Origin of the sequence: Veillonella infantium (genome assembly GCF_002959895.1) — a bacterium.
GTDB lineage: Bacteria > Bacillota > Negativicutes > Veillonellales > Veillonellaceae > Veillonella > Veillonella infantium.
Genome location: NZ_PPDD01000008.1, coordinates 194,933 through 216,816 on the forward strand (window position 1 = coordinate 194,933; position 21,884 = coordinate 216,816).

The window sequence follows — 21,884 nt, forward strand, 5'->3', positions numbered from 1 at the left end:
ATCCAACAACTTTCACAAAGCTATCCATAAATAAGCATCACACGTAACTAACCTTGATTTTTAGGATCCACTACATCGCGCAAGGAATCAGACCAAAGGTTAAAGATAGCAACTACAATAAGGATGGACATACCAGGGAAGGCCATCAGCCATGGACTGGTTTGTAAATATTGACGACCTTCGTTAAGCATAAGGCCCCATTCTGGTGTTGGTGGTTGAGCACCAAATCCAAGGAAGGAAAGACCAGCAACCTCAATCATAATAGCCCCAATATCTAGTGCACCTGTTGTAACAACAAGAGGCATAATATTAGGAATGATATGACGTCTAATAATAGTTGATGTAGATGCCCCCATCATGACAGCAGCCGTTACATACTCTTCGCCACGAACTTTCAATGTCATAGATCGTACCAAACGAGCATATTTTGCCCAACCTACTACAGATAATGCCAAAATCGTATTCATAATACTACCACCCAAAATACCTGCAATGGCAATGGCTAATACTACACCCGGGAAGGATAGCATAATGTCCGCAAAACGCATGAGGACCATTTCGATTTTCCCGCCGAAATAACCGGCTATGGCACCGATAATAGTACCAATGCTTACCATAATCACTACGATGGATACACCCATGAACAAGGATAATTGAGTACCATAAATGATACGAGACAATACGTCACGCCCCAGTTTGTCGGTGCCAAACCAATGCTGAGCACTAGGGGCTTGTAATGCTTTAGACATATCCGATGTGAAAGCATCTCCCGGCGCAAGCCATGGTGCAAAGATAGCAATGAATACGATGACAAGCATCAATGCAGTGTAGAAAGAGAACAATTTATGTTTCTGAATAAATTCTTTCATTATGCTCTCTCCCTTTTCAATCTAGGGTCCAACAGAACATAGGATGCATCAACTAGAGCATTGACACACATATATGCTAAGGCAACCCATAACACAAAACCTTCGATCAATGGATAGTCGCGCATGGTAATGGCATATACCGCCATATTCCCAAGGCCAGGCCAGGAGAATACCATTTCAACAACTGCAACACCGCCTAATAGCCAACCGATGAGAACACCTAATATAGTGATGAGTGGTAATACTGCATTAGGCAAAATATGACCGAATAAAATTTTCATCTCACTCACACCACGAGCACGTGCGCCGATGACATAATCCTTTTGCATTTCTTCAAGAATAACAAGACGAACTTGGCGCATGTACTTGGACCCAACTACAACAGCTAATGTAGCGGCTGGTAGAATTACACCGATTGGAGTTACACGAGAGGACGCAATAGGAACGAGCCCTAATTTAAGACCAAAGATATAAATCAATACAAGGCCTAACCAGAATGATGGCATAGACACGCCTACAAAGGAAGCAGTGCGCAACAGATAGTCGATCCATTTGTTTCGATTTAAGGCGCTTATAATCCCTGCCGGCAATGCATAGAGCAATGTAAATACTAATGCTGTACCCGCTAACATAACTGTTCCTGGCAAAGCCTCTAACATACGATCTACAACAGGCTTTTTAGCAGAGTAACTCATGCCCAAATCACCGTGTGCAGCATTTACAACCCAGTTCGCATATTGCACTATAAACGGTTTATCTAGCCCAAGCTGAGCTCGAGTCTCATCAATGAGCTCCTGAGACACGATAGTATCGGCCGTTTCTAGTAGCATCGTTACTGGATCGCCTGGTGCTAAATAAGTGAGACAAAATGTTAAAAAAGTAATGCCAAACAAGGTTACAATAAATTGTCCCAAATGTTTAGCAAATCGTTTACCCATAGGCGCCTCCTAAACTCTCTAAACACTAACAACAAATCAAATGAAAACTAATGTTACTATCCGCGCAACGCAGTAGTAAGAGCCGAAATCAAGGAAAAATATAGCTCTCTGAGGACCAAAAAAAGGTTAGTCCACCTGACTAACCTAAATTAAGTACGGTATATGCAATACCATACATTTAGAGCAGGCTTTCTGACTCAGACTCATCGCAATATTTCAGCCTTCCCAGTTTCCCAGTGACCCTATAATGAAACCTTGCTCCTCATTACAGCTATTTGCATAGTATGGGATTTTCACCCATTTTCCTCTTTTACGCTCGGTGAACACCGACACTCACTAGTTCATTCACTTTTATCGATTATTAATATACTATATTAATATTCTGTTTACAATACACATACCCCTTAGGGGTATGTGTATATCGTGAATTCTCAATATAATTTTTATACTAATAAAAATTATTAATTAGTAATTAAGGTCACATTCATGTATAAACTTATACGAATTATTTTATATATATGATTTTTTACTATATTAACTGTATACAACTGTATATATATTAATTATTATGATAATAGCAATTTTTTCATAATTATTTTTATATCTGCCAAAAAACTTTTAATCTTTTTATCAACTACCATTTATTTGTAATTAATGGAACATTGATTAATATGCATAGCTAATATATATGTTATCTGTACCTCTTGAACCCCCAAAACACCTAATATATGCGCAAGTAAAATTAATACAGTCTTACCATAGTTGCCTCACTCTTACGTACAACATCAAAAAGAGGCTGTTACTAGGTAACAGCCTCTTTTAAGACGAGAGTTATTTAATTAATCGATACTTTGTTGTAAGCGGTGCGCTTTGCGTGTAGCCCACGCTTTACGCAAAACATAGATCACAAGACCAATGCTTACTGCCACGGCACTACCAACCATAGCATCAAAGCCACATGCGTAAATAGCATATAAGCAGTAGATAACGCCAGCACCAAATACGTAGTTAAAGCGTTTAATGCGGCTTTCAGCTACGCCAGCCATACGCATCATTGTAGGTACTGCTAAGATGCACAATACATATGGTACTACGTTAGTTACAACCGCCAAGTTGACCAATACTTCAAATTGCTCACGCAAAGAATCACTTGCAGTGAACAATGTAAGTAATGTTTCAACAGCGAGTAGAATGAATACGCCACGAACAGGAGCATCATTACTATTTACACGAGCGAATACTTTAGGGAAGTAACCATGTTCCGCTGCGCTTTTAAATACGCGAGACAATGTGAATTGCCAGCAAAGTAAAGCGCCAAAGCAAGAAATAACCATTGCAGCCATCACGATGTTTGCAATTGTATCATTGAACATGTATACGAATGTCAAACCAAATGGTGCATTAGAATTTAACAAGTCGATGTTAGGCACGATACCGGCCATAACATTTGTGGACAAGATGTAAACCACTGCCACTGCTAATGTACCCGCCACAGTTGCGATAGGTACGTTTTTCTTTGGATTCTCAACAGCATCAGCATTAGCCGCTGCGGACTCAAATCCTAGGAAGCCCCATAAAGTAAGGGAAATAGATTGTTTTATTGCATCAAAAAACGGAAGATCATTTGGGTTCCACGCTGCCCAATAAATAGATGGGTCAAACCAATACCAGCCGATTGTACCAATTAATAAAACCGGCACAATAGAGCCCCAAATAGTCATGTTGCTGAGTCGACCTGTGAAGCGATTACCACGGAAGTTCAAAATCGCTGCAAACCACAAAAGCACAATTGTTACTTGGCTTGTTTGTGTCGCATTGAGGTCAACACCAAAGAAAGCTGCGCCATAACCTACGGCAGATACCGCGATGGCGATATTAGCAATGATGAGAGATATGCTGTAAGCATAGCTCGCCATAAAATGTCCAGTTTTACCGAAGCGGTGTTCTGCATAACCGCCCATGCCCCCCTTAATCTGGGAGAACATACCCGCTTGAGCAAAAATATACGCTAACAAAAGCGCACCCACAGCTGTTACGAGCCAAGATAAAACTGAAATAGTACCAACTTGAGCCAAATTAGTTGGTAACATAATGATCCCAGCTCCTAGCATATTGGCTGCTACCATTGTGGTTAGCTGGAATACAGACATTTTTTTAGCGGTGGTTTTCATGTATCAATCCCCTTTCAAAAGGTGAATTTTTTCTCGTCCATAATTCACTTAAATATAATATACCGCTAAGTAAATTCAGTTCGTGCTGTGATGGGCTTGAATGTGAATTTACCGTTGTTATTCTTATTACGAATTAAATAATAACACCTATGAACTCAAAATGAAAGTACTTTATTGGCGGACAAGCATTATTACACGAATTGAATAAATTATAGTTAATTTATCATCTAAAACGAACAGAACTCATTTTAACAATGACAGAGTATATTTTTACCCCATTTTATACTGTTTATATATGTGATTTTTACTATCTATCATGGTTATAGTGTCGTAGTACAAGACTATTGTTTTCGCACAGTCCACTGTATGCGTACATAAATTTACACCATTTTAATAGTAATTTATCAATTAGAATAGCGCTCTTTTTAGGTGTTATCTATCATATAAATAAAAAATCGATATACACATAAGCTTAAAGGTTAATATAAAGCGCTTTAATATAAGACTTATATGTATATCGATCTTAAAATTTTAATATCACAAGTAACTGTTACTCTGAATGTTACTCTTGTACAGGATGTGGCCTTAAATCAAAACATTAGGCTTACTAAAGCAGTTATGCTTGCACAGACTCAACAATTGCTTTCCACTGAGCAATTTGTTTTTCTTCTGTAGCAATAATAGCCTTACCATTGTTCCGTTGTCTTTCCACACATTCTGGAGCAGTACCAGAATAGTTATTACGGCCAGCTATGCAAGCTTCGATGGAAATGGCATCAAGGATATCTGCATCAAAATGGTCGGATATAGCTTTAAAATCCTCAACGGATAAATCAAGCAATACGCAACCTTTTTCAATGCAATGATGTACAGCATTACCTACGATTTCGTGAGCTTCACGGAATGGAACACCTTTTTTCGCAAGGTAATCGGCCATATCTGTAGCATTAGAGAAGTCATCATCGAGGACAGCTTTCATATGCGCCCCATTGACCTTCATGCCGCGAATCATTGCCGCATTAATGGACAATGCAAAGTGCACTGTATCGATAGCATCAAAAATGCCCTCTTTATCCTCTTGCATATCTTTATTATATGTAAGTGGCAAACCTTTTAATGTAGTTAATAAACCTAACAAGTGGCCATAGGTACGACCTGTTTTACCACGAACAAGTTCACATACATCAGGATTTTTCTTTTGTGGCATAATGCTAGAGCCTGTGCAATGAGCATCATCAAGTTCAATGAAGTTAAACTCATTGGTAGACCACAAAATCAATTCTTCGCTAAGGCGGCTCAAGTGCATCATCACGAGAGATGCAAAGGACAGGAATTCAACCACGTAATCACGGTCGGATACGGCATCCATACTATTTTCGTAAATACGGGAGAAGCCGAGTAGCTTTTGCGTATAGGTTTGATCAATACCGTATGTAGAACCAGCTAAGGCCCCTGCACCAAGTGGCATGATATCTGCATGTTTGAAGACCATCAACAAACGGTCAAAATCGCGTTCTAGCATGGAGAAGTATGCCATCATATGATGACCAAATAATACAGGCTGTGCCCGTTGTAAATGCGTATAGCCAGGCATGATAACATCGCTGTATTTTTCAGCTGTTTCGATGAGGGCTTTTTGCATATCTACGATAAGCTCGCCCATTTCTATTACGGCTTTACGCACGTACATGTGCAAATCTACTGCACATTGGTCATTACGGCTACGGCCTGTATGTAAACGGCCACCTGCTTCACCAATATCATCTGTTAGGCGCTTTTCAATATTCATATGAATATCTTCAAGAGCCACGGAGAATGGGAACTCACCTTTATCGATTTGGCCTTTAATCTTTGTTAAGCCCTCAACAATAGCATCTCGATCTGCGTCGGAGATAATATTTTGTTTTGCCAGCATTGTAGCATGTGCTTTACTACCTGCAATATCTTCGGCGTACATCCGCGCATCAAAAGCGATAGAGGATGTAAAATCCTCTACCGCTTTATCAGTGCCTTTTGTGAAACGCCCGCCCCACAATTTAGCCATTATTTACCTGCCTTTTCTTTCATTAATGCATTAATTTTAAGAGGTAAACCGAACAAGTTGATGAAGCCCGCCGCATCAGCTTGGTTGTATACATCATCTTCTTCGAATGTTACGAAATCTTCGCTGTACAAGGAGTATGGAGAAGTTGCACCAGCAGAGATAATGTTGCCTTTGTACAATTTAAGTTTTACTTCACCAGTTACAGTTTTTTGAGTTTCATCAACGAATGCTTGCAAAGCGTTCATCAACGGTGCGAACCACATGCCATCGTATACAAGTTCAGCGTATTTGTTAGCAATAAGTTCTTTGTAGTGGTATGTAGCTCTGTCGAGGCAAAGGTATTCAAGTTCTCTGTGAGCATACATGATGATGGATCCACCTGGGTTTTCATAAACGCCACGGGATTTCATGCCTACCAATCTATTTTCAACGATATCTACAACGCCTACGCCATAGTGTGCACCGATTTCGTTGAGTTTTTCTAACAATTGTAATGGAGTACCTTCTTGGCCATCTACTGCTACAGGTACGCCATCTTTGAAGGATACAGTTACATAACCAGCTTCATCTGGAGCTTGTTCAGGAGTATGTGTTACCAAGTACACATCATCTTTAGGAGCATTTGCTGGATTTTCAAGATCGCCGCCTTCATGGGACAAATGCCATACGTTTTGGTCCATGGAATATGGATGGGATTTAGTAGCTACAACTGGAATATCATGTTTAGCTGCATATTCCATGCAGTCTGTTCTGGATTTCAAATCCCATTCTCTCCAAGGAGCAATAATTTTCATATTAGGAGCCAATGCTTTGATAGCGAGTTCGAAACGAACTTGGTCATTACCTTTACCAGTCGCACCGTGAGCGATAGCATCAGCGCCTTCTTTTTTAGCAATATCTACAAGGATTTTACCGATTAAAGGTCTAGCGAAGGATGTACCTAATAAATATTTACCTTCATAAACTGCACCAGCTTTTACTGTTGGCCATACATAATCTTTTACGAACTCTTCTTTAGCATCAACGATGTACGCTTTAGAAGCACCAGATTTGATTGCTTTTTTCTCAACTGCATCATAATCCTCAGGTTGGCCCAAGTCTACGCATACGGCGATAACTTCAGCGCCATAATTTTCTTTTAACCAAGGAATGATAACAGATGTGTCCAAACCGCCAGAATATGCGAGTACTACTTTATTTGCTTTACCCATGATAACACCTCATAAAAAACTTACTATGTATTTAAACTCATATAATCAATATTATATCAGATAATTGTGAAAGCACCGTGGCATCTAGCTCAACGGTCATTCCCTCTTTCTGACAAAAAATAGTATACACCTGTATAATTATAAATGCAAGCATTATTTTTATTCAATTTAGTAATATATTTCGGAATGTAACAATCTTCGCAAAAAAATCTCTGTTCGCCAATTAATTATTCATTAGCAAACAGAGATTATAAAATATATTCAATTATTCATCCACAAGGCCCAAGTCTTGTTGGTATGCATAGTCCGCTTCTGCTTGTGTAATCATACCTTGGTCTACCATTTGTTCAAGCACCAGTTTTTGTCTAGCCTTAGCCCCTTTATAGTTCGTATAGGGATCCAAATAAGATGGTGCATTAGGTAGTGCTGCAAGGAGTGCACTTTGGCCTAGTGTCAATCGGCTTGGGCTCGTTCCAAAGTAGCCATGCGCAGCTTCGTAAATGCCGTAATAATTATGACCATAATATACTGTATTTAAATACATGGTGAGGATTTCTTCTTTCGAGTAGTAATGTTCCATTTCACTAGCAAGGATTGCTTCCTCTACCTTACGACTCATGATGCGTTTTGATGAAAGAAAGAGATTTTTTACTACTTGTTGTGTAATAGTACTCCCACCCTCTACAGTTTCACCTGCTATAGTATTGGTATAAAAGGCGCGAATAATACCGAGCACATCAATAGCTCCATGTTTATAGTACCGCTTATCCTCAATGGCGATAAGTGCATTCTTTGTATATTCTGGAATGACATCCCCCTTCACCCAGTGTTCTTTAGAAACACGTTGATTAAGGGCCGCCTCTACCTTTTCTTTAAATGTAAATATTCGTATGATACGATCTGTACGGCTGAGGGTATCTTCACCTTGTTCTATGCGTTTTTCAACAGTTGTGTGAGCCTTACTTTCACGATCTGTACCTTGAAAGCTATGGTATCCGTCATATATAAACATGGCCAATATGATGACCACCACGAACACCACTAGATTCCGAAGGTAGCGAAACACTTTCATTGCTTTCACCTATTTCATAAAGGACCTTAGTATACATACAGTTATTAACTAACAGTATCTACAACGCCTTATATACATATACTACTATAATGTGTATTAAATGTATTGTATCACATCAATCAAGAAGAAGATATGGATAGACCTTGCTATTATAGCTGTTAGGAAAAGAATTCTAACAATATAAAAGAGAGAATCTTAATATTTATAACCAAGCGTATATCTACATATACAGATTTTATTCATATTAGGTATACTTATAAAGTTGTATTATAAACTTTACATGGAGTATAATAGTAAAGATGATAAAAACATGCCCATTGGAGGAGTATTATGAAACAATGTATGGATTCAGAAAATCTACATCGTCGATTGCGTAAAATCCTTGGTCAAGTGCAAGCTATTGATCGAATGATTGAAGAAGACATTCCATGCGAAGATGTGTTGAGCCAAATTAATGCAGCTAAATCTGCACTACATAAAGTAGGTCAAGTAGTTCTTGAAGGACATATCAACCACTGCGTACGAGATGGTATCGAACACGGTGACGTAGAAAAAACCATTAGCGACTTTACAAAAGCTGTAGAGCGTTTTGCAAACATGGGAAAATAAAGAAGAGGCTAAGAGGCCTCTTCTTTTTTTACCCAAAACAAGGCTCTACTAAATCTCGAAGATCCCCCGAAAAAGCAAATAAAAATCAAATCTGATTAAAGCATCCATCATATATAACTCAAGAAAAAAGGACTCTACATTCGTAGAGTCCTTTATATTACCACAAAGTATTAGTCGTGGTTAGTTGTTAAGAATTCGCTCAATGCAGCGAGTGCGTCATCTTCGTCAGCACCGTCAGCTGTCAATGTAACAGATGTGCCTTTTGTAGCGCCCAAAGTCAATACAGTTAAAATGGATTTAGCATCAGCTGTTTTACCGTTAGCAGCGATTGTCACTTTGGAAGCGTATTTAGCAGCCAATTGTGTGAAAGCTGTAGCAGGACGAGCATGTAAACCAGATTCGTTAGTAATTTCTACTGTTAATTCTTTCATGATAACCTCTTTCTATCTCGATAGGTAGTACCTATCCCATACGTTCTAATAGATATATTGTATCAATTTCAAGCATTTTAATTCAAGTATATAAAAAGTTCTTTGCTATATACTGATGAGCTTAACACTTTTCTTAGAGTTATACAGAATTATAATAAGCCTTTTTCGGCTAGTACAGATTTAGCATATTCTGTAATTTCTTCAGCTGTATCCATGGAAAGTGCTTTATTAGCCACCTCTTCACATTCTGCTTTAGAAACGGAACGCAAGATTTTCTTAATAAGTGGTATAGATGACGCTGTCATAGAGAATTCATCAAGGCCAAGACCTAATAGAATCATAGTAGCTACAGGATCACTAGCTAGTTCACCGCACATGCCTGTAAATTTACCTTGTTCATGGCTCGCATCGATAACATGCTTGATAAGACGTAATACACCTGGATGCAATGGTTGATATAGAGAACCAATAGACTCATTCATACGGTCTACCGCCAAGGTATATTGGCATAAATCATTTGTACCGATACTGAAGAAGTCTACGTATTTAGCCAAAATTGGAGAAATAACAGCAGCTGCAGGCACTTCGATCATAATACCAACCTTGATATCCTTATTGAACTCTTTGCCTTCAGCTGTAAGTTCTGCCTTACATTCTTCGAGCATAGCATTCGCTTGTTTTACTTCTTCTACGGAAGCAATCATTGGGTACATGATGTGAATATCGCCAAAGGAACTAGCACGCAATAACGCACGTAATTGTACTTTAAAGATATCCGGACGGTTCAAGGAAATACGAATCGCACGATACCCAAGGAATGGATTCATTTCACTTGGCAAATCAAGGCATTTCAATTCTTTATCGCCACCGATATCCATGGTACGGATAATAACAGGTTGACCCTGCATATCTTCTGCAACCTTTTTATATTCTTCAAACTGTACATCTTCTGTTGGCAACTCGTCGTTTTCCATGTACAAGAATTCTGTACGATATAAGCCAATACCTTGTGCGCCCATTGTAAGAGCGTGTTTAGCATCTTTAGACTTACCGATATTACCGAATAATTCTACATGATGACCATCAGTTGTTGTAGCTTCAAGATTGGCAGATTCGCGCAAGCGTTTCAATTCCTCTTGGTATGCAGCCGCTTGATTTGTATATTCAGTCCAATCCGCATCAGATGGATTTGTTTCCACAATACCATCTGTACCAAGTACAACTGCTTTCTCGCCATCTACGAAGCCTTCAATATCACCAACGCCCATAACGGCAGGAATTTCCAAGGTGCGCGCCATGATAGCTGCATGAGATGTAGGGCCACCAGCCGCTGTCACGATGCCTTTTACCACATTTTTATCAAGAGAAGCTGTATCAGATGGCGCCAAATCATGAGCCACCAAAATAACCTCCCCAGAAATATGGGATAAACCACGAGGGTTCATACCTAACATATTGCGCATCAAACGATCACCAATATCTTTGATATCTGCACCGCGTTCGCGCATATATGGATCGTCCATACCGAGAAAGATGTTAGCAAAGGTTTCAATGGTTTGAGCTGTAGCCGCTACCACATTAGTATGGCTAGACTCAACGAGGGATTTAATACCATCAGACAAGGATGGGTCTTGAGCAATTTGCATATGCGCTTCGAAAATAGCCGCCTCTTCAGGGCCCATGTCTTTCAACGCCTTTTGACGAATTGTATCTAATTGCTTTAAGGTAGCTGCCATAGCAGAAGCGAACTTACCAATTTCCGCTTCTACCTTGTCCTCAGCCACGGTGTAATCAGGAATGACAATTTCCTCTTGAATATATCTATATACATTGCCTACTGCAACGCCACGAGATCCAGAAATCCCTTGAATTCGCATATGTGTTCCTCTTTCTATTACGATAAACTACATTACTCTCTATTTTATCATTTCTCCGTTAAACAATAAAGTAATTAGACAATATCTATCCGTCTTAAACGCCATCCCATATGGGTTATTTATGACGCATCAATCAATTTAGCTAGGCACTAAAAGTAGGTTACGTTTTCCTCTATTTCGCCATAATTTTATAAGATTTTTTCTCATAACCAAGTGCCATTTATGTTATAATATAGAATATATAATTATATACATCTGAGACTTTCACGGGCTTCATGGTGAAAGTCTTACTTATTGATAGGAGACTTTATGAAATTAACTAAAATGCATGGTCTCGGCAATGATTTTATCCTCTTTGCTGACCCAAAAGGGACTGAAAAAGATTACACAGACCTCGCTATTCACCTTTGCGATCGCCGCACAGGTATTGGCGCTGACGGTCTTGCCATTCTAGTTCCTTCAAAAACCTGTGATGTGCGCATGCGCATCATCAACTCTGATGGTAGTGAAGCAGAAATGTGCGGCAACGCTATTCGTTGCTTTGCCAAATACGCTTACGAACACGGTGAAACTACGAAAGAGACTTTCACCATCGAAACCTTGGCAGGTGTAATGAAACCTACCTTGACCATTGAGAATGGCATCGTAACAAAAGTTACAGTAGACATGGGCAAACCATTCTTTAAATCTCAAGACATTCCTATGAATGTAGATATGGATAAGGTTATCGACGTAGACCTCAATGTAAACGGCGAAACCGTAACGGTCAGCTCCGTATTGCTCGGTGTACCGCACACAGAGGTATACATCGATGATATTACAAAAGCACCTGTCACAACACAAGGGCCTATCCTTGAAAAACACGATGTATTCCCAGCCAATACAAATGTTAACTACATCGAGGTAGTAAACGACAAGCATATCAAGGTGCGCACTTGGGAACGCGGTGCCGGTGCTACATTAGCATGTGGTACAGGCTCTTGCGCCTCTGCGGTTATGTCCTTTGAAAAAGGATTAACAGGCCGCGAAGTTGATGTAGAGCTCTATTTAGGAACCTTACATATTTCATACTTGGAGGATGGCACGGTGCTCATGACTGGCCCGGCCGAGGAAGTCTTCGAAACAGAACTTCCTATCGATTAAGATGAAGTGGTTACAACTCATATTAAATGCGTTTCTAAAGTATCAACAAGGCCGTTCTCTAATGCCGAAAAATACAGAATCGCTCATAGGTTTACTCATATCTATCCTCGTCATTATCCTCGCCGTAGCTAATGGTATTGCTATTGGTTACGCCTTGATAGTGGTATGGTGCATTATGGCCTTTGTATTTTATCGCAAAGGATATCAACCAAGGGAGCTGTTAAACCTATCGTGGACAGGTGCTAAAACGTCCATCGTAGTGATGCAAATCTTCCTTCTTATCGGTTGGCTCATCGCCATGTGGCAGGCTGCAGGCGTTATCCCTATGATTATCGCTACGGGCATCGATTTAATTAGCCCGTCTATCTTCATTGCCTCCGCCTTCTTATTAACCGCCCTAGTAAGCATGCTTTTAGGCACAGCACTAGGAACTGTGGGTACCATGGGTATCGTGCTCATCACGATGGCAAGGGCAGGCAATATCCCAGAGGATATCGTAGCAGGTGCCATTATTGCAGGTGCGTACTTTGGCGATCGCAATGGTCCTTTATCATCGAGTGCCTCTCTCGTAGCGGCTTTAACGCATACAAAGGTACCAACCAATATTCCTATTATGTTTAAGGATGGTCTACCAGCACTTGTGATTTCCACAGTGCTGTATCTATTACTATCTCAGTGGTTTCCACTCAACTATACTAATAGCTTATTGTCCGATACAATCCACTTTGTGTTTAATATTGATTGGACCTTATGGATTCCCGTGATTATCGTCATCGGTCTGTTGCCTTTGAAAGTATCCATCCGATGGCCTATCGGCGTCAGTGCATTAGCGGCGGCAATTCTAGCTTATACAAATCAAGGAGCTACCCTTTCCGAATTGGGATGGTATACCTTAACAGGCTTTGAACTACCACATTATAATCCACTAGCAGATATCATTCACGGCGGTGGATTACAAACTATGTTCATCCCTACATTATCCATCTTTATGGCCACTGCCATTTCTGGCATGCTCGAAGGGGTTGGTTTTTGGAACGATGTTAGACAACTATTAGAACGAGCTAAAACACGGAGCGATATATTTGCTGCCAATGTAGGTCTCGCACTCTTAACCGGCGCTGTAGGTTGTAGTCAAGCTATCGCTGTAGTGATGACACATTCCATTATGCGCATTACCTACGCGCAACGGGGTATTCAAGATGAAGATGTGATGCTCGACTTTGAAAATAGCGGCATTGTCATTGCCCCCTTACTCCCATGGAACATCGCGGCTTACGTACCTGTAGTTATGATGGGTACTAGCATAGCAGGCTTTGTACCATTCGCCTTCTTCCTATATCTCGTGCCGATTATATATTGGTTACGATTACGGAAGCAAGATCAACCAATCATAGGCTAATTACAAAATCAGCTGATTATAAGCTAATTACAAGATCAACTGATTATAGGCTAATTACAAGATCAGCCAATCATAGGCTAATCAATTTATCTTATCAAGGGGAATTTGTATGATTTACACCATTACCTTTAACCCAGCCCTCGATTATATCGTGCGCCTTGACCACCTCAAGACGGGCACTATTAATCGTACAACTCAAGAATACGTGCTTGGTGGCGGCAAAGGCATCAACGTATCTATCGTGCTCAACAACTTGGGCATGGATACAACGGCACTCGGTTTCATCGCCGGCTTTACAGGTGAAGAAATCGTTACGCAGCTCAACAGCTTTGGCGTAAAAGAAGATTTCATTCGCCTCCGCGAAGGATTAACCCGCATCAATGTTAAGGTGAAAGCCTCTGATGAGGAGACAGAGATCAACGGCCGTGGCCCAATTATCGCAAGCGACGAATTAGAAGCCCTCTACAAACAGCTCGACGCATTGACTGAGCAAGATACACTAATCCTTGCAGGCAGCATTCCTTCTAGCTTACCTAGCGATATGTACGAGCTCATTATGGAGCGCTTACAACACAAAAACATTCGCATTGTCGTAGATGCTACAAAGGATTTACTTACACGAGTATTGCCATATAAACCGTTCTTGATCAAACCTAACAATCATGAACTTAGCGAAATCTTTGGTCGCATCCTTTCTACCAAGGAGGACCTCGTAGAAGCTGCTAAAGCATTGCAAGAGAAAGGCGCACAGCATGTACTTATCTCTATGGCTGGTGATGGAGCTATCTTGGTCGCAGCTGATGGCACTGTATATACGAGCCCTGCCCCTAAAGGAATACTCGTAAATTCTGTAGGCGCTGGCGATTCCATGGTAGCAGGATTTATTACAGGCTTTGAAAAGACAGGCGATTTACAAGAGGCTCTTTACTGGGGTATCTCTAGTGGCTCTGCCTCCGCTTACTCTGAAAACCTCGCTACACTGGCTGAAGTAGAATCATTACTTTCACAAGTACGAGTTAACTAGTTTTACATTTTATTTGCATCAAGGAGTACATATATGCAAATCACTGATTTATTAAAACCTCAATCCGTCCTGCTAAATGCAGACCCTGTGACAAAGGCTGACGCCATTTATACCTTAGGCGAGTTAATGGAAAAAGGCGGCCACCTCATCGACAAAGGTGAGTACTTAGCAGCCGTTTTCGCTCGTGAAGAATCTGGCTCTACCGGCCTTGGCGATGGCATCGCTACACCACATGCTAAATCCGGAGGCGTAAAAGAAGCAGGCCTAGCCGCTATGGTTGTGCCTCACGGCGTAGACTTCGAAGCACTCGACGGTCAACCATCTCGTTTATTCTTCATGATCGCTGCTCCAGAAGGCGCAGCTGATACTCATGTAGAGGTATTGAGCCAATTAGCTATGATGGTTATTGACCCTGATTTCAAAGAAGCCCTTATCGCTGCTCCAACAGTAGAACGTTTCTTGGAACTCGTAACAGCTAAAGAACAAGGTAACTTTGATCCATCTGTTGAAGGATATATCAAACAGCCAGAATCTCAAGAGACTCCAAGTATTACCGATGCTATCGAAGCTAAAGCTACGGAAGCTATCGAAAAAGTGGCTCCTAAGATTTCTGTAGACCACCCACATTACGATGTATTGGCTGTAACTGGCTGCCCTACTGGTATTGCTCATACCTACATGGCTGCAGAATCTTTAGAGCGTAAAGCGAAAGAAATGGGCATTTCCTTAAAGGTTGAGAAAAACGGTGCTTCTGGTGTTAAAGATGCTCTTACAGCAGAAGAAATCGCTCACGCTAAATGCATCATCGTCGCTTCTGACCGTCAAGTAGAAATGGCACGCTTTAATGGCAAACCTATGATTCAAACTAAGGTTGCTAACGGTATCAATAAAGCAGAAGAACTGCTAACAGAAGCAATGGCTGGTACAGCAGCTGTATACCAAGCATCCGCAGCAGACCGCGAAGCCGCTGAAATCGCTGCTAGCGCATCCGACAGCGTTGGTCGTCAAATCTACAAACACTTGATGAACGGCGTATCTCACATGTTGCCATTCGTTATTGGTGGCGGTATCTTGATTGCCCTCGCCTTCTTGTTCGACACATTAGATCCTACGAATCCTAAAAACTTTGGATCCGGCAATCCTCTTTCTGCATTCTTAATGCAAATTGGTGGTGCATCCTTTGGCTTCATGTTGCCAGTATTAGCTGGTTACATCGCTATGAGTATTGCTGACCGTCCAGGTCTTGTAGCTGGTTTTGTTGGTGGCTTATTGGCTAACCAAGGCGGCTCTGGTTTCCTTGGCGCATTAATTGCGGGCTTTGCTGCAGGTTATTTAGTATTATTAGTTAAAAAATTAGTATCTGGTTTGCCTCAAGCATTAGAAGGTACAAAACCAGTCCTCTTCTACCCTGTACTAGGTGTATTATTCATAGGTTTAGCTATTACCTTCGTAATCAACCCACCTGTATCTGCCCTTAACCACTGGTTGATGGACTCCTTGCAATCCATGGGCACTACTAGCCGTGTATTGTTAGGTCTTATCTTTGGTGCTATGATGTCCGTTGATATGGGCGGCCCTGTAAATAAGGCAGCTTACGTTATCGGTACTGGCGCACTTGCGACTGGTGAATATGGCATCATGGCTGCTGTTATGGCAGGCGGTATGGTTCCTCCATTGGCAATCGCTCTTTGTACAACATTCTTCCCTAGCCGCTTCACAGAGGCTGAACGTAAATCTGGTATCACAAACTACATCATGGGCCTTTCCTTCATCACAGAAGGCGCTATCCCATTTGCAGCGGCCGATCCAGTTCGCGTATTGCCAGCTTGCATCATCGGTGCTGGTACAGCTGGTGCATTGTCCATGTTCTTCGAATGTACATTACGCGCTCCACATGGCGGTATCTTCGTAGTACCAACAATCGGTAACCCACTTCTTTACCTTGCATCCATTGCAATCGGTTCCGTTGTGGCTTGCTTCATCTTGGCCCTTGTAAAACCAAGCTTGAAAAAATAATTGTAAAAGCTAGTTAATACTAGTACATATATCAAAAACGTACATATGCTAAATAAGTACATATAGCAAAAGGACTAGAACAAAATGTTCTAGTCCTTTTCTTATGTAAACTATCGACTTACATCATCATAAAATATGCCAAATACTTTCTTAAAAACTCGGTTTGCAACGTGATAGCTTTCAAAATCAAAATCCGTTGGTGTTAAGAAGGTAACATGCTCATACCCTTTATAACCGGGTTGCGTAGGTTTGCTTTCACCCTTAAGGGTATAATCCTGTTGTGCCTTAACAGTACCTACAATACCAGAATCATCCAGTTTGAGATTCCATATATCATTTAAACTAAACTCAGGAAATCGTTGTTTAAACTCCGGCATTCTTGCTACTAAATTAGCAAAGGAATACATTAGATTATAGTCATACCGAATTGTATATTCTCGAATCAAATCAGAAGACGGTAATATAACGTATATCTTGGCTTCTATGCTTTTTGTACTAGCACTTGTAGATACATCTTTGAGAGTACTTAGCTCAATATATTTGCCATCCCCACCTCCTGTATCACCTTTAGATATAATATGTTCGAAACGGCTAGTATCTTGTAATTCAGCATTAGAAACTGCTTTCACAGAATTAACAGAAACACACCATATGCATAAGATAGCCATTACAACAAAAAAACGTTTCATAATGAACCTCATTTCACCACAATATCATCGAAATGCTGCTGATATGCAACGACAAACATGGCATCTGCTATAGCAAAGAGATTTTGATCGGAACGACTACGATCTAAAGGTCGTAATTGGTGCACTAAAGGAACTGTACTACTAACCTCAGTACCATCCCCATTAAATCGCTTCACCTCTCGTAAGTCAATTTGTATGCCAGAATCATCTTGTGCTGCCTTTATAACCGCATACATAGATGGGGATGGCTGTACCACTTGACTAGCATGTATTAAAGAACCTAGTGAATAATTAGTATTATATGTGGCCGTTACTTCATATTCAGTAATAAATGTACCACGAGTATATGTATAAACGGTATAAAAAGTACCTTTTAATTTATAATGTGGCGCTGCGTATTCTAGTGCTTCTACAGAGTAAGTGTTTAAATAGTTTATTAACCGATCCTTTGGGTAAGTACCTTGATAGGAATCGGTTTTTTGATATACTTTTTTAAACTGAGGCGAACTATTTAACTCATTAATCGATATAGCTTGTGTCTGTATGGTAAAAGCACTCAGCACCATACAGGCTAATAAGAATTTTCTAAACATATTCTCTCCTTTATTATCAAAAACTCAGCTAAATTATCAAAAGCATATCATATTTTATGGAAAGATGTATACATAAGAAAACGCCTCTTCTAATTATTAAAACCAAAGTTTAATATTCCATGTGCTTTAAATTTATTTATATTTTTCTAAGTTTATTTTCTTCGTACTCATCCAGTATTCATCTATTCTTCTATAAGTTGTACAAATATATCGATTTATGTTAAACTATATAAATATAAATAAATTTTAAAATTATAAATTATTATTTCAATTCTAGTTCGGAGAGTAATTCATGAAATCATCTAGGAAACGTAAGGTTACCGCTGCATTTTTTGCAGCTGCAGCGTTGGGTGGTGTTGCCCACGCAGCCCCTACCCTCAACATGAATGATTTGGTAGGTTCGAGCACTACCACTGAATCAACGACTCAAGGCAATACTAATTTTGCTACTCCAGTCGTACGACCTATGGCAACTCAGCCTACCCCTGTAACTACACAATCAGTTCCAAAGGTAACACCATTAATACCGCGTGTACGTCCAGTACCAGTAAACGATATTGCAAAAGCTTTATCAGATCAACAACGGGCCGTTTCACAGCCACAATATGTTGTTAACAAACAAACTAATGCTGTCATGGAACCTACATTGGCTATGCATAGCTTGATGAACGTACAACGAAAAACTGAACCTGTTACAGTACAAAAACAAGTTGATGGCAAGCAACAAATTCAAACTACACAAGTACAACGTACTCCTGTAGTTGTACAAGAGCAATCTACTATGCCATTAACAGTGGCTAATACAACAACTACTAAAGCCGTTGTAGCAAAACAAAAATTAACTATTCGAGATATTCAACGTGCAGAACGTGAAAGATTAGCTCAATTAGCAGCAGAAGAAGCCGCACAGCAAGCAGGTACAAACCAAGTTGATCAGCAAATGGTTGCTCAAAAACAAGCTGAAGCTCAGCGTCAATCTGCAATTCTAGCAGAACAACAACGTCAAATGGCTATACAAGCGGAACAGCAACAAGCTGAAGCCCAACGTCAAGCGGCTTTGCAAGCAGAACAGCAACGTATATCCCAACAACAAGCTGAGGCTCAACGTCAAGCTGCACTAAGAGCCGAGCAAGAGCGTATCGCAGCTCAACAAGCGGAGCAAGCACGTATTGCGGAAGCACAACGTCAAGCTGCTGAGCAAGAACGCCTTCGTATCCAAGAAGAGCAACGTCGTATCGCGGCTGAGCAAGCTAAAGCGCAACGTCAAGCGGCTTTGCAAGCTGAACAAGAACGTATTGCTGCTCAACAAGCTGAAGCGCAACGCCAAGCGGCTCTAAAAGCTGAGCAAGAACGTATCGCTGCCGAACAAGCTGAAGCTCAACGCCAAGCGGCTCTAAAAGCTGAGCAAGAACGTATTGTAGCTCAACAAGCAGAGCAACAACGTATCGCTGCCGAACAAGCTGAAGCGCAACGTCAAGCGGCTCTAAAAGCGGAGCAAGATCGTATTGCAGCTCAACAAGCAGAGCAACAACGTATCGCTGCCGAGCAAGCTGAAGCTCAACGTCAAGCAGCTTTACAAGCTGAACAACAACGTATCGCTGCTGAACAAGCTGCTCGCCAACGTGCAGAAGCTGCTGCTAAAGCTGAGGCAGAACGTCAAGCGGCTATAAAAGCTGAACAAGAGCGTATCGCAGCAGAGCAAGCTGAGGCTCAACGCCAAGCGGCAATCAAAGCTGAACAAGACCGTGTTGCTGCCGAACAAGCTAAAGCTGAACGTGAAGCGGCACTCAAAGCTGAACAAGATCGCATTGCAGCACAACAAGCAGAAATGGCTAGACAAGCTGCAATCAAAGAAGAGCAGGAACGTTTAGCTGCTGAGCAATTAGCAAAAGAAGAAGCTGAATCTGCTGCTAAAGCTCAAGCTGAGGCAGAAGCAAAAGCTAAAGCCGAAGCTACCGCTAAAGCTCAGGCTGAGGCAGAAGCAAAAGCTAAAGCTGAAGCTGAAGCTAAAGCCCAAGCTGAAGCAGAAGCTAAAGCACAAGCTGAAGCTAAAGCTAAAGCCGAAGCTGAGGCACAAGCTAAAGCTCAAGAAAATAAATTGCCTCAATCTTATGTAGATGCTCGTAATGAAGCTTCCACAAAAGGTGCTGGTGTAACAGAAGAGAAAAATATTCTTTCTCAACCAATAGAACCACCATTGCAAGCCGATACATCTGCTAAGATTAGCCTTGCTTTCGACGTGAAAAATTACGAATCCATGTCTACCACAGTAGATAATAAGGAAATCAAATATCGCGCCTTCGAATATATCCCTTACGTGGCTAATCCAATCGATATCGATCAACAGTACATGAACATTTATGTACCAGAAGAATACTTCAACAATGGCACTGTAAATGGTTACAATACGCAAACAGCTCCTATTTTCATGCCAAATGCAGTAGGTGGTTACATGCCTAGCCAAGCTATGACACCAAAAGTTGAGAATGGCAAACCTAACAGTGTTCTTTATGCATTATCTCGTGGCTACGTAGTTGCTTCTCCTGCTACACGCGGTCGTACCAATAAAGCATCCGATGGCAACTTCATTGGTAAGGCTCCAGCAGTTATTGTTGACTTACAAGCTGCTACAGCATACTTACATGCTAATGACTCCACTATGCCTGGTAATGCAAACCGCATTATCACAAATGGTACAAGCGCTGGCGGTGCCGTATCCTTGTTACAAGGCGCTGCGGGTAACAGTTCCGACTTCCAACCGTATTTACAAGCATTAGGCGCAGCTACAGCGGCAACGAATGTATACGCAGTTTCTGCGTACTGCCCTATCACTAACCTTGATGCGGCAGATATGGCTTATGAATGGAGCTATAAAGGTATTACCTCCTTCAACAAAGTAACGATGGGTCAAGGCGAATTGCCTCAAGCTAATGTAGGTGGTAACGCTGCTCCACCGCAACGCACAATACAACGTGTAAACTTGAATGCTAATGATGTAGCATACTCCAACTTACTAAGTGAACACTTCCCTGAATACGTAAATAATTTACAATTACATGACTCCATGGGGCGTGTCTTAAAATTAGATAAGAATGGTAATGGTACTTTCAAAAATTATGTGAAAGCGTTTATTATTGATGCAGCTAATAAAGCACAAGCTAAAGGTACTGATTTATCTAAACATACATACCTTGTACGAGATAATAAAACCGGAGCTATTAAAGATATTAACTGGGAAGCTTACAACCAATTTGTAAGCCGTTCTAAAGCACCAGGTGCATTCGACTCCCGTTCTAATGACTCTGGCGAGAACAACTTATTTGGTACAAGTACAACAGATAACAATCACTTTACAATTACTGCTGCATTACACGATACAACATCTAACCAAAATGTATACGTAGAAAATGCTAAAATTGTTACTATGATGAACCCAATGAACTATCTAGGTTCCCCAGCAGCGACAAATGCACAGTTCTATCGTATCCGCTACGGTACAGCTGATAGCAATACATCTGTAGCAATTCCATTGATCGTTGGTACCCGTGCTCAAAACCTTGGGTATAAAGTAGATATGGCAACACCATTTGGTGTAGACCATTCTGGTGACTACGATCTAGATGAATTATTCAACTGGATGGACAATATCGTTAAAAACGGTAGATAATAACAACTAAATACATACCATAACATAAAAGGAGCTACCTAGTAGCTCCTTTTACATTATGCCAATTTTCTTTATACCAAATTAAGTATCCCTAAAATAAAGTCCTGTTGTGTTAACCAAAAACAAAGCCC

The 21,884-nt window shown here is 40.8% G+C and carries 16 protein-coding genes and 1 riboswitch; of the genes, 6 read left to right on the plus strand and 10 right to left on the minus strand.

Annotated features, from left to right (window positions below; all coding sequences use genetic code 11):
* Positions 1-47: 47 nt before the first annotated feature.
* From nikC to VCHSUH03_RS04890, 6 genes are all read right to left on the minus strand, one after another.
* Positions 48-869, minus strand: a complete 822-nt coding sequence (gene nikC, locus VCHSUH03_RS04865) for a nickel transporter permease (RefSeq protein WP_105084965.1) — start codon at positions 867-869, stop codon at positions 48-50.
* Entirely contained in the window at positions 869-1,807 is a 939-nt protein-coding gene (nikB, locus tag VCHSUH03_RS04870) for a nickel ABC transporter permease (RefSeq protein WP_105094225.1), read from the minus strand. Before nikB ends, nikC begins: the two co-directional genes overlap by 1 nt.
* A 165-nt stretch (positions 1,808-1,972) precedes the next feature.
* Positions 1,973-2,159, minus strand: a riboswitch (cobalamin riboswitch).
* Positions 2,160-2,646: 487 nt separating this feature from the next.
* Positions 2,647-3,978, minus strand: a complete 1,332-nt coding sequence (gene potE, locus VCHSUH03_RS04875; RefSeq protein WP_105094226.1) for a putrescine-ornithine antiporter — start codon at positions 3,976-3,978, stop codon at positions 2,647-2,649.
* Positions 3,979-4,594: 616 nt separating this feature from the next.
* The gene (gene argH / locus VCHSUH03_RS04880; RefSeq protein WP_105094227.1) at positions 4,595-6,022 is read right to left on the minus strand and encodes an argininosuccinate lyase; all 1,428 of its coding nucleotides are present in this window, start codon (positions 6,020-6,022) and stop codon (positions 4,595-4,597) included.
* The gene (locus tag VCHSUH03_RS04885; RefSeq protein WP_005381291.1) at positions 6,022-7,233 is read right to left on the minus strand and encodes an argininosuccinate synthase; all 1,212 of its coding nucleotides are present in this window, start codon (positions 7,231-7,233) and stop codon (positions 6,022-6,024) included. The genes argH and VCHSUH03_RS04885 overlap by 1 nt, the downstream gene beginning before the upstream one ends.
* 265 nt (positions 7,234-7,498) lie before the next feature.
* Positions 7,499-8,305, minus strand: coding sequence for a transglycosylase domain-containing protein (locus VCHSUH03_RS04890; protein ID WP_105094228.1), 807 nt, complete (start codon positions 8,303-8,305; stop codon positions 7,499-7,501).
* A gap of 330 nt (positions 8,306-8,635) precedes the next feature.
* On the opposite strand from VCHSUH03_RS04890, the gene VCHSUH03_RS04895 reads away from it, so the two are divergent.
* Positions 8,636-8,914, plus strand: coding sequence for a metal-sensing transcriptional repressor (locus VCHSUH03_RS04895; protein WP_004695033.1), 279 nt, complete (start codon positions 8,636-8,638; stop codon positions 8,912-8,914).
* Positions 8,915-9,084: 170 nt separating this feature from the next.
* Here VCHSUH03_RS04895 and VCHSUH03_RS04900 read toward each other — a convergent pair whose 3' ends face one another.
* Complete coding sequence (locus tag VCHSUH03_RS04900; protein WP_009352491.1) at positions 9,085-9,345, minus strand: HPr family phosphocarrier protein; 261 nt, start codon at positions 9,343-9,345, stop codon at positions 9,085-9,087.
* Between the two features lie 149 nt (positions 9,346-9,494).
* On the minus strand, positions 9,495-11,222 hold the full coding sequence (gene ptsP, locus VCHSUH03_RS04905) for a phosphoenolpyruvate--protein phosphotransferase (protein ID WP_105094229.1): 1,728 nt from the start codon (positions 11,220-11,222) through the stop codon (positions 9,495-9,497).
* Between the two features lie 309 nt (positions 11,223-11,531).
* On the opposite strand from ptsP, the gene dapF reads away from it, so the two are divergent.
* From dapF to VCHSUH03_RS04925, 4 genes are all read left to right on the plus strand, one after another.
* On the plus strand, positions 11,532-12,365 hold the full coding sequence (gene dapF, locus VCHSUH03_RS04910; RefSeq protein WP_105094230.1) for a diaminopimelate epimerase: 834 nt from the start codon (positions 11,532-11,534) through the stop codon (positions 12,363-12,365).
* A 61-nt stretch (positions 12,366-12,426) separates the two neighbouring features.
* Positions 12,427-13,764, plus strand: coding sequence for a Na+/H+ antiporter NhaC family protein (locus VCHSUH03_RS04915; RefSeq protein WP_241567137.1), 1,338 nt, complete (start codon positions 12,427-12,429; stop codon positions 13,762-13,764).
* 109 nt (positions 13,765-13,873) lie between these two features.
* Positions 13,874-14,788, plus strand: coding sequence for a 1-phosphofructokinase (gene pfkB / locus VCHSUH03_RS04920; RefSeq protein ID WP_105094232.1), 915 nt, complete (start codon positions 13,874-13,876; stop codon positions 14,786-14,788).
* A 33-nt stretch (positions 14,789-14,821) separates the two neighbouring features.
* Positions 14,822-16,804: a PTS fructose transporter subunit IIABC gene (locus tag VCHSUH03_RS04925; RefSeq protein ID WP_105094233.1), complete on the plus strand. Its 1,983-nt coding sequence runs from the start codon at positions 14,822-14,824 to the stop codon at positions 16,802-16,804.
* A gap of 110 nt (positions 16,805-16,914) precedes the next feature.
* On the opposite strand, the gene VCHSUH03_RS04930 is transcribed toward VCHSUH03_RS04925, so the two are convergent.
* Positions 16,915-17,493 (minus strand): hypothetical protein, encoded by a 579-nt coding sequence (locus tag VCHSUH03_RS04930; protein WP_105094234.1) that lies wholly within the window; start codon positions 17,491-17,493, stop codon positions 16,915-16,917.
* Positions 17,494-17,501: 8 nt separating this feature from the next.
* On the minus strand, positions 17,502-18,086 hold the full coding sequence (locus tag VCHSUH03_RS04935; RefSeq protein ID WP_105094235.1) for a hypothetical protein: 585 nt from the start codon (positions 18,084-18,086) through the stop codon (positions 17,502-17,504).
* Between the two features lie 292 nt (positions 18,087-18,378).
* On the opposite strand from VCHSUH03_RS04935, the gene VCHSUH03_RS09525 reads away from it, so the two are divergent.
* Positions 18,379-21,753 carry a subtype B tannase gene (locus tag VCHSUH03_RS09525; RefSeq protein ID WP_174683257.1) on the plus strand — a complete coding sequence of 1,125 codons (3,375 nt, stop codon included), beginning with the start codon at positions 18,379-18,381 and terminating at the stop codon, positions 21,751-21,753.
* Positions 21,754-21,884 lie beyond the last annotated feature (131 nt).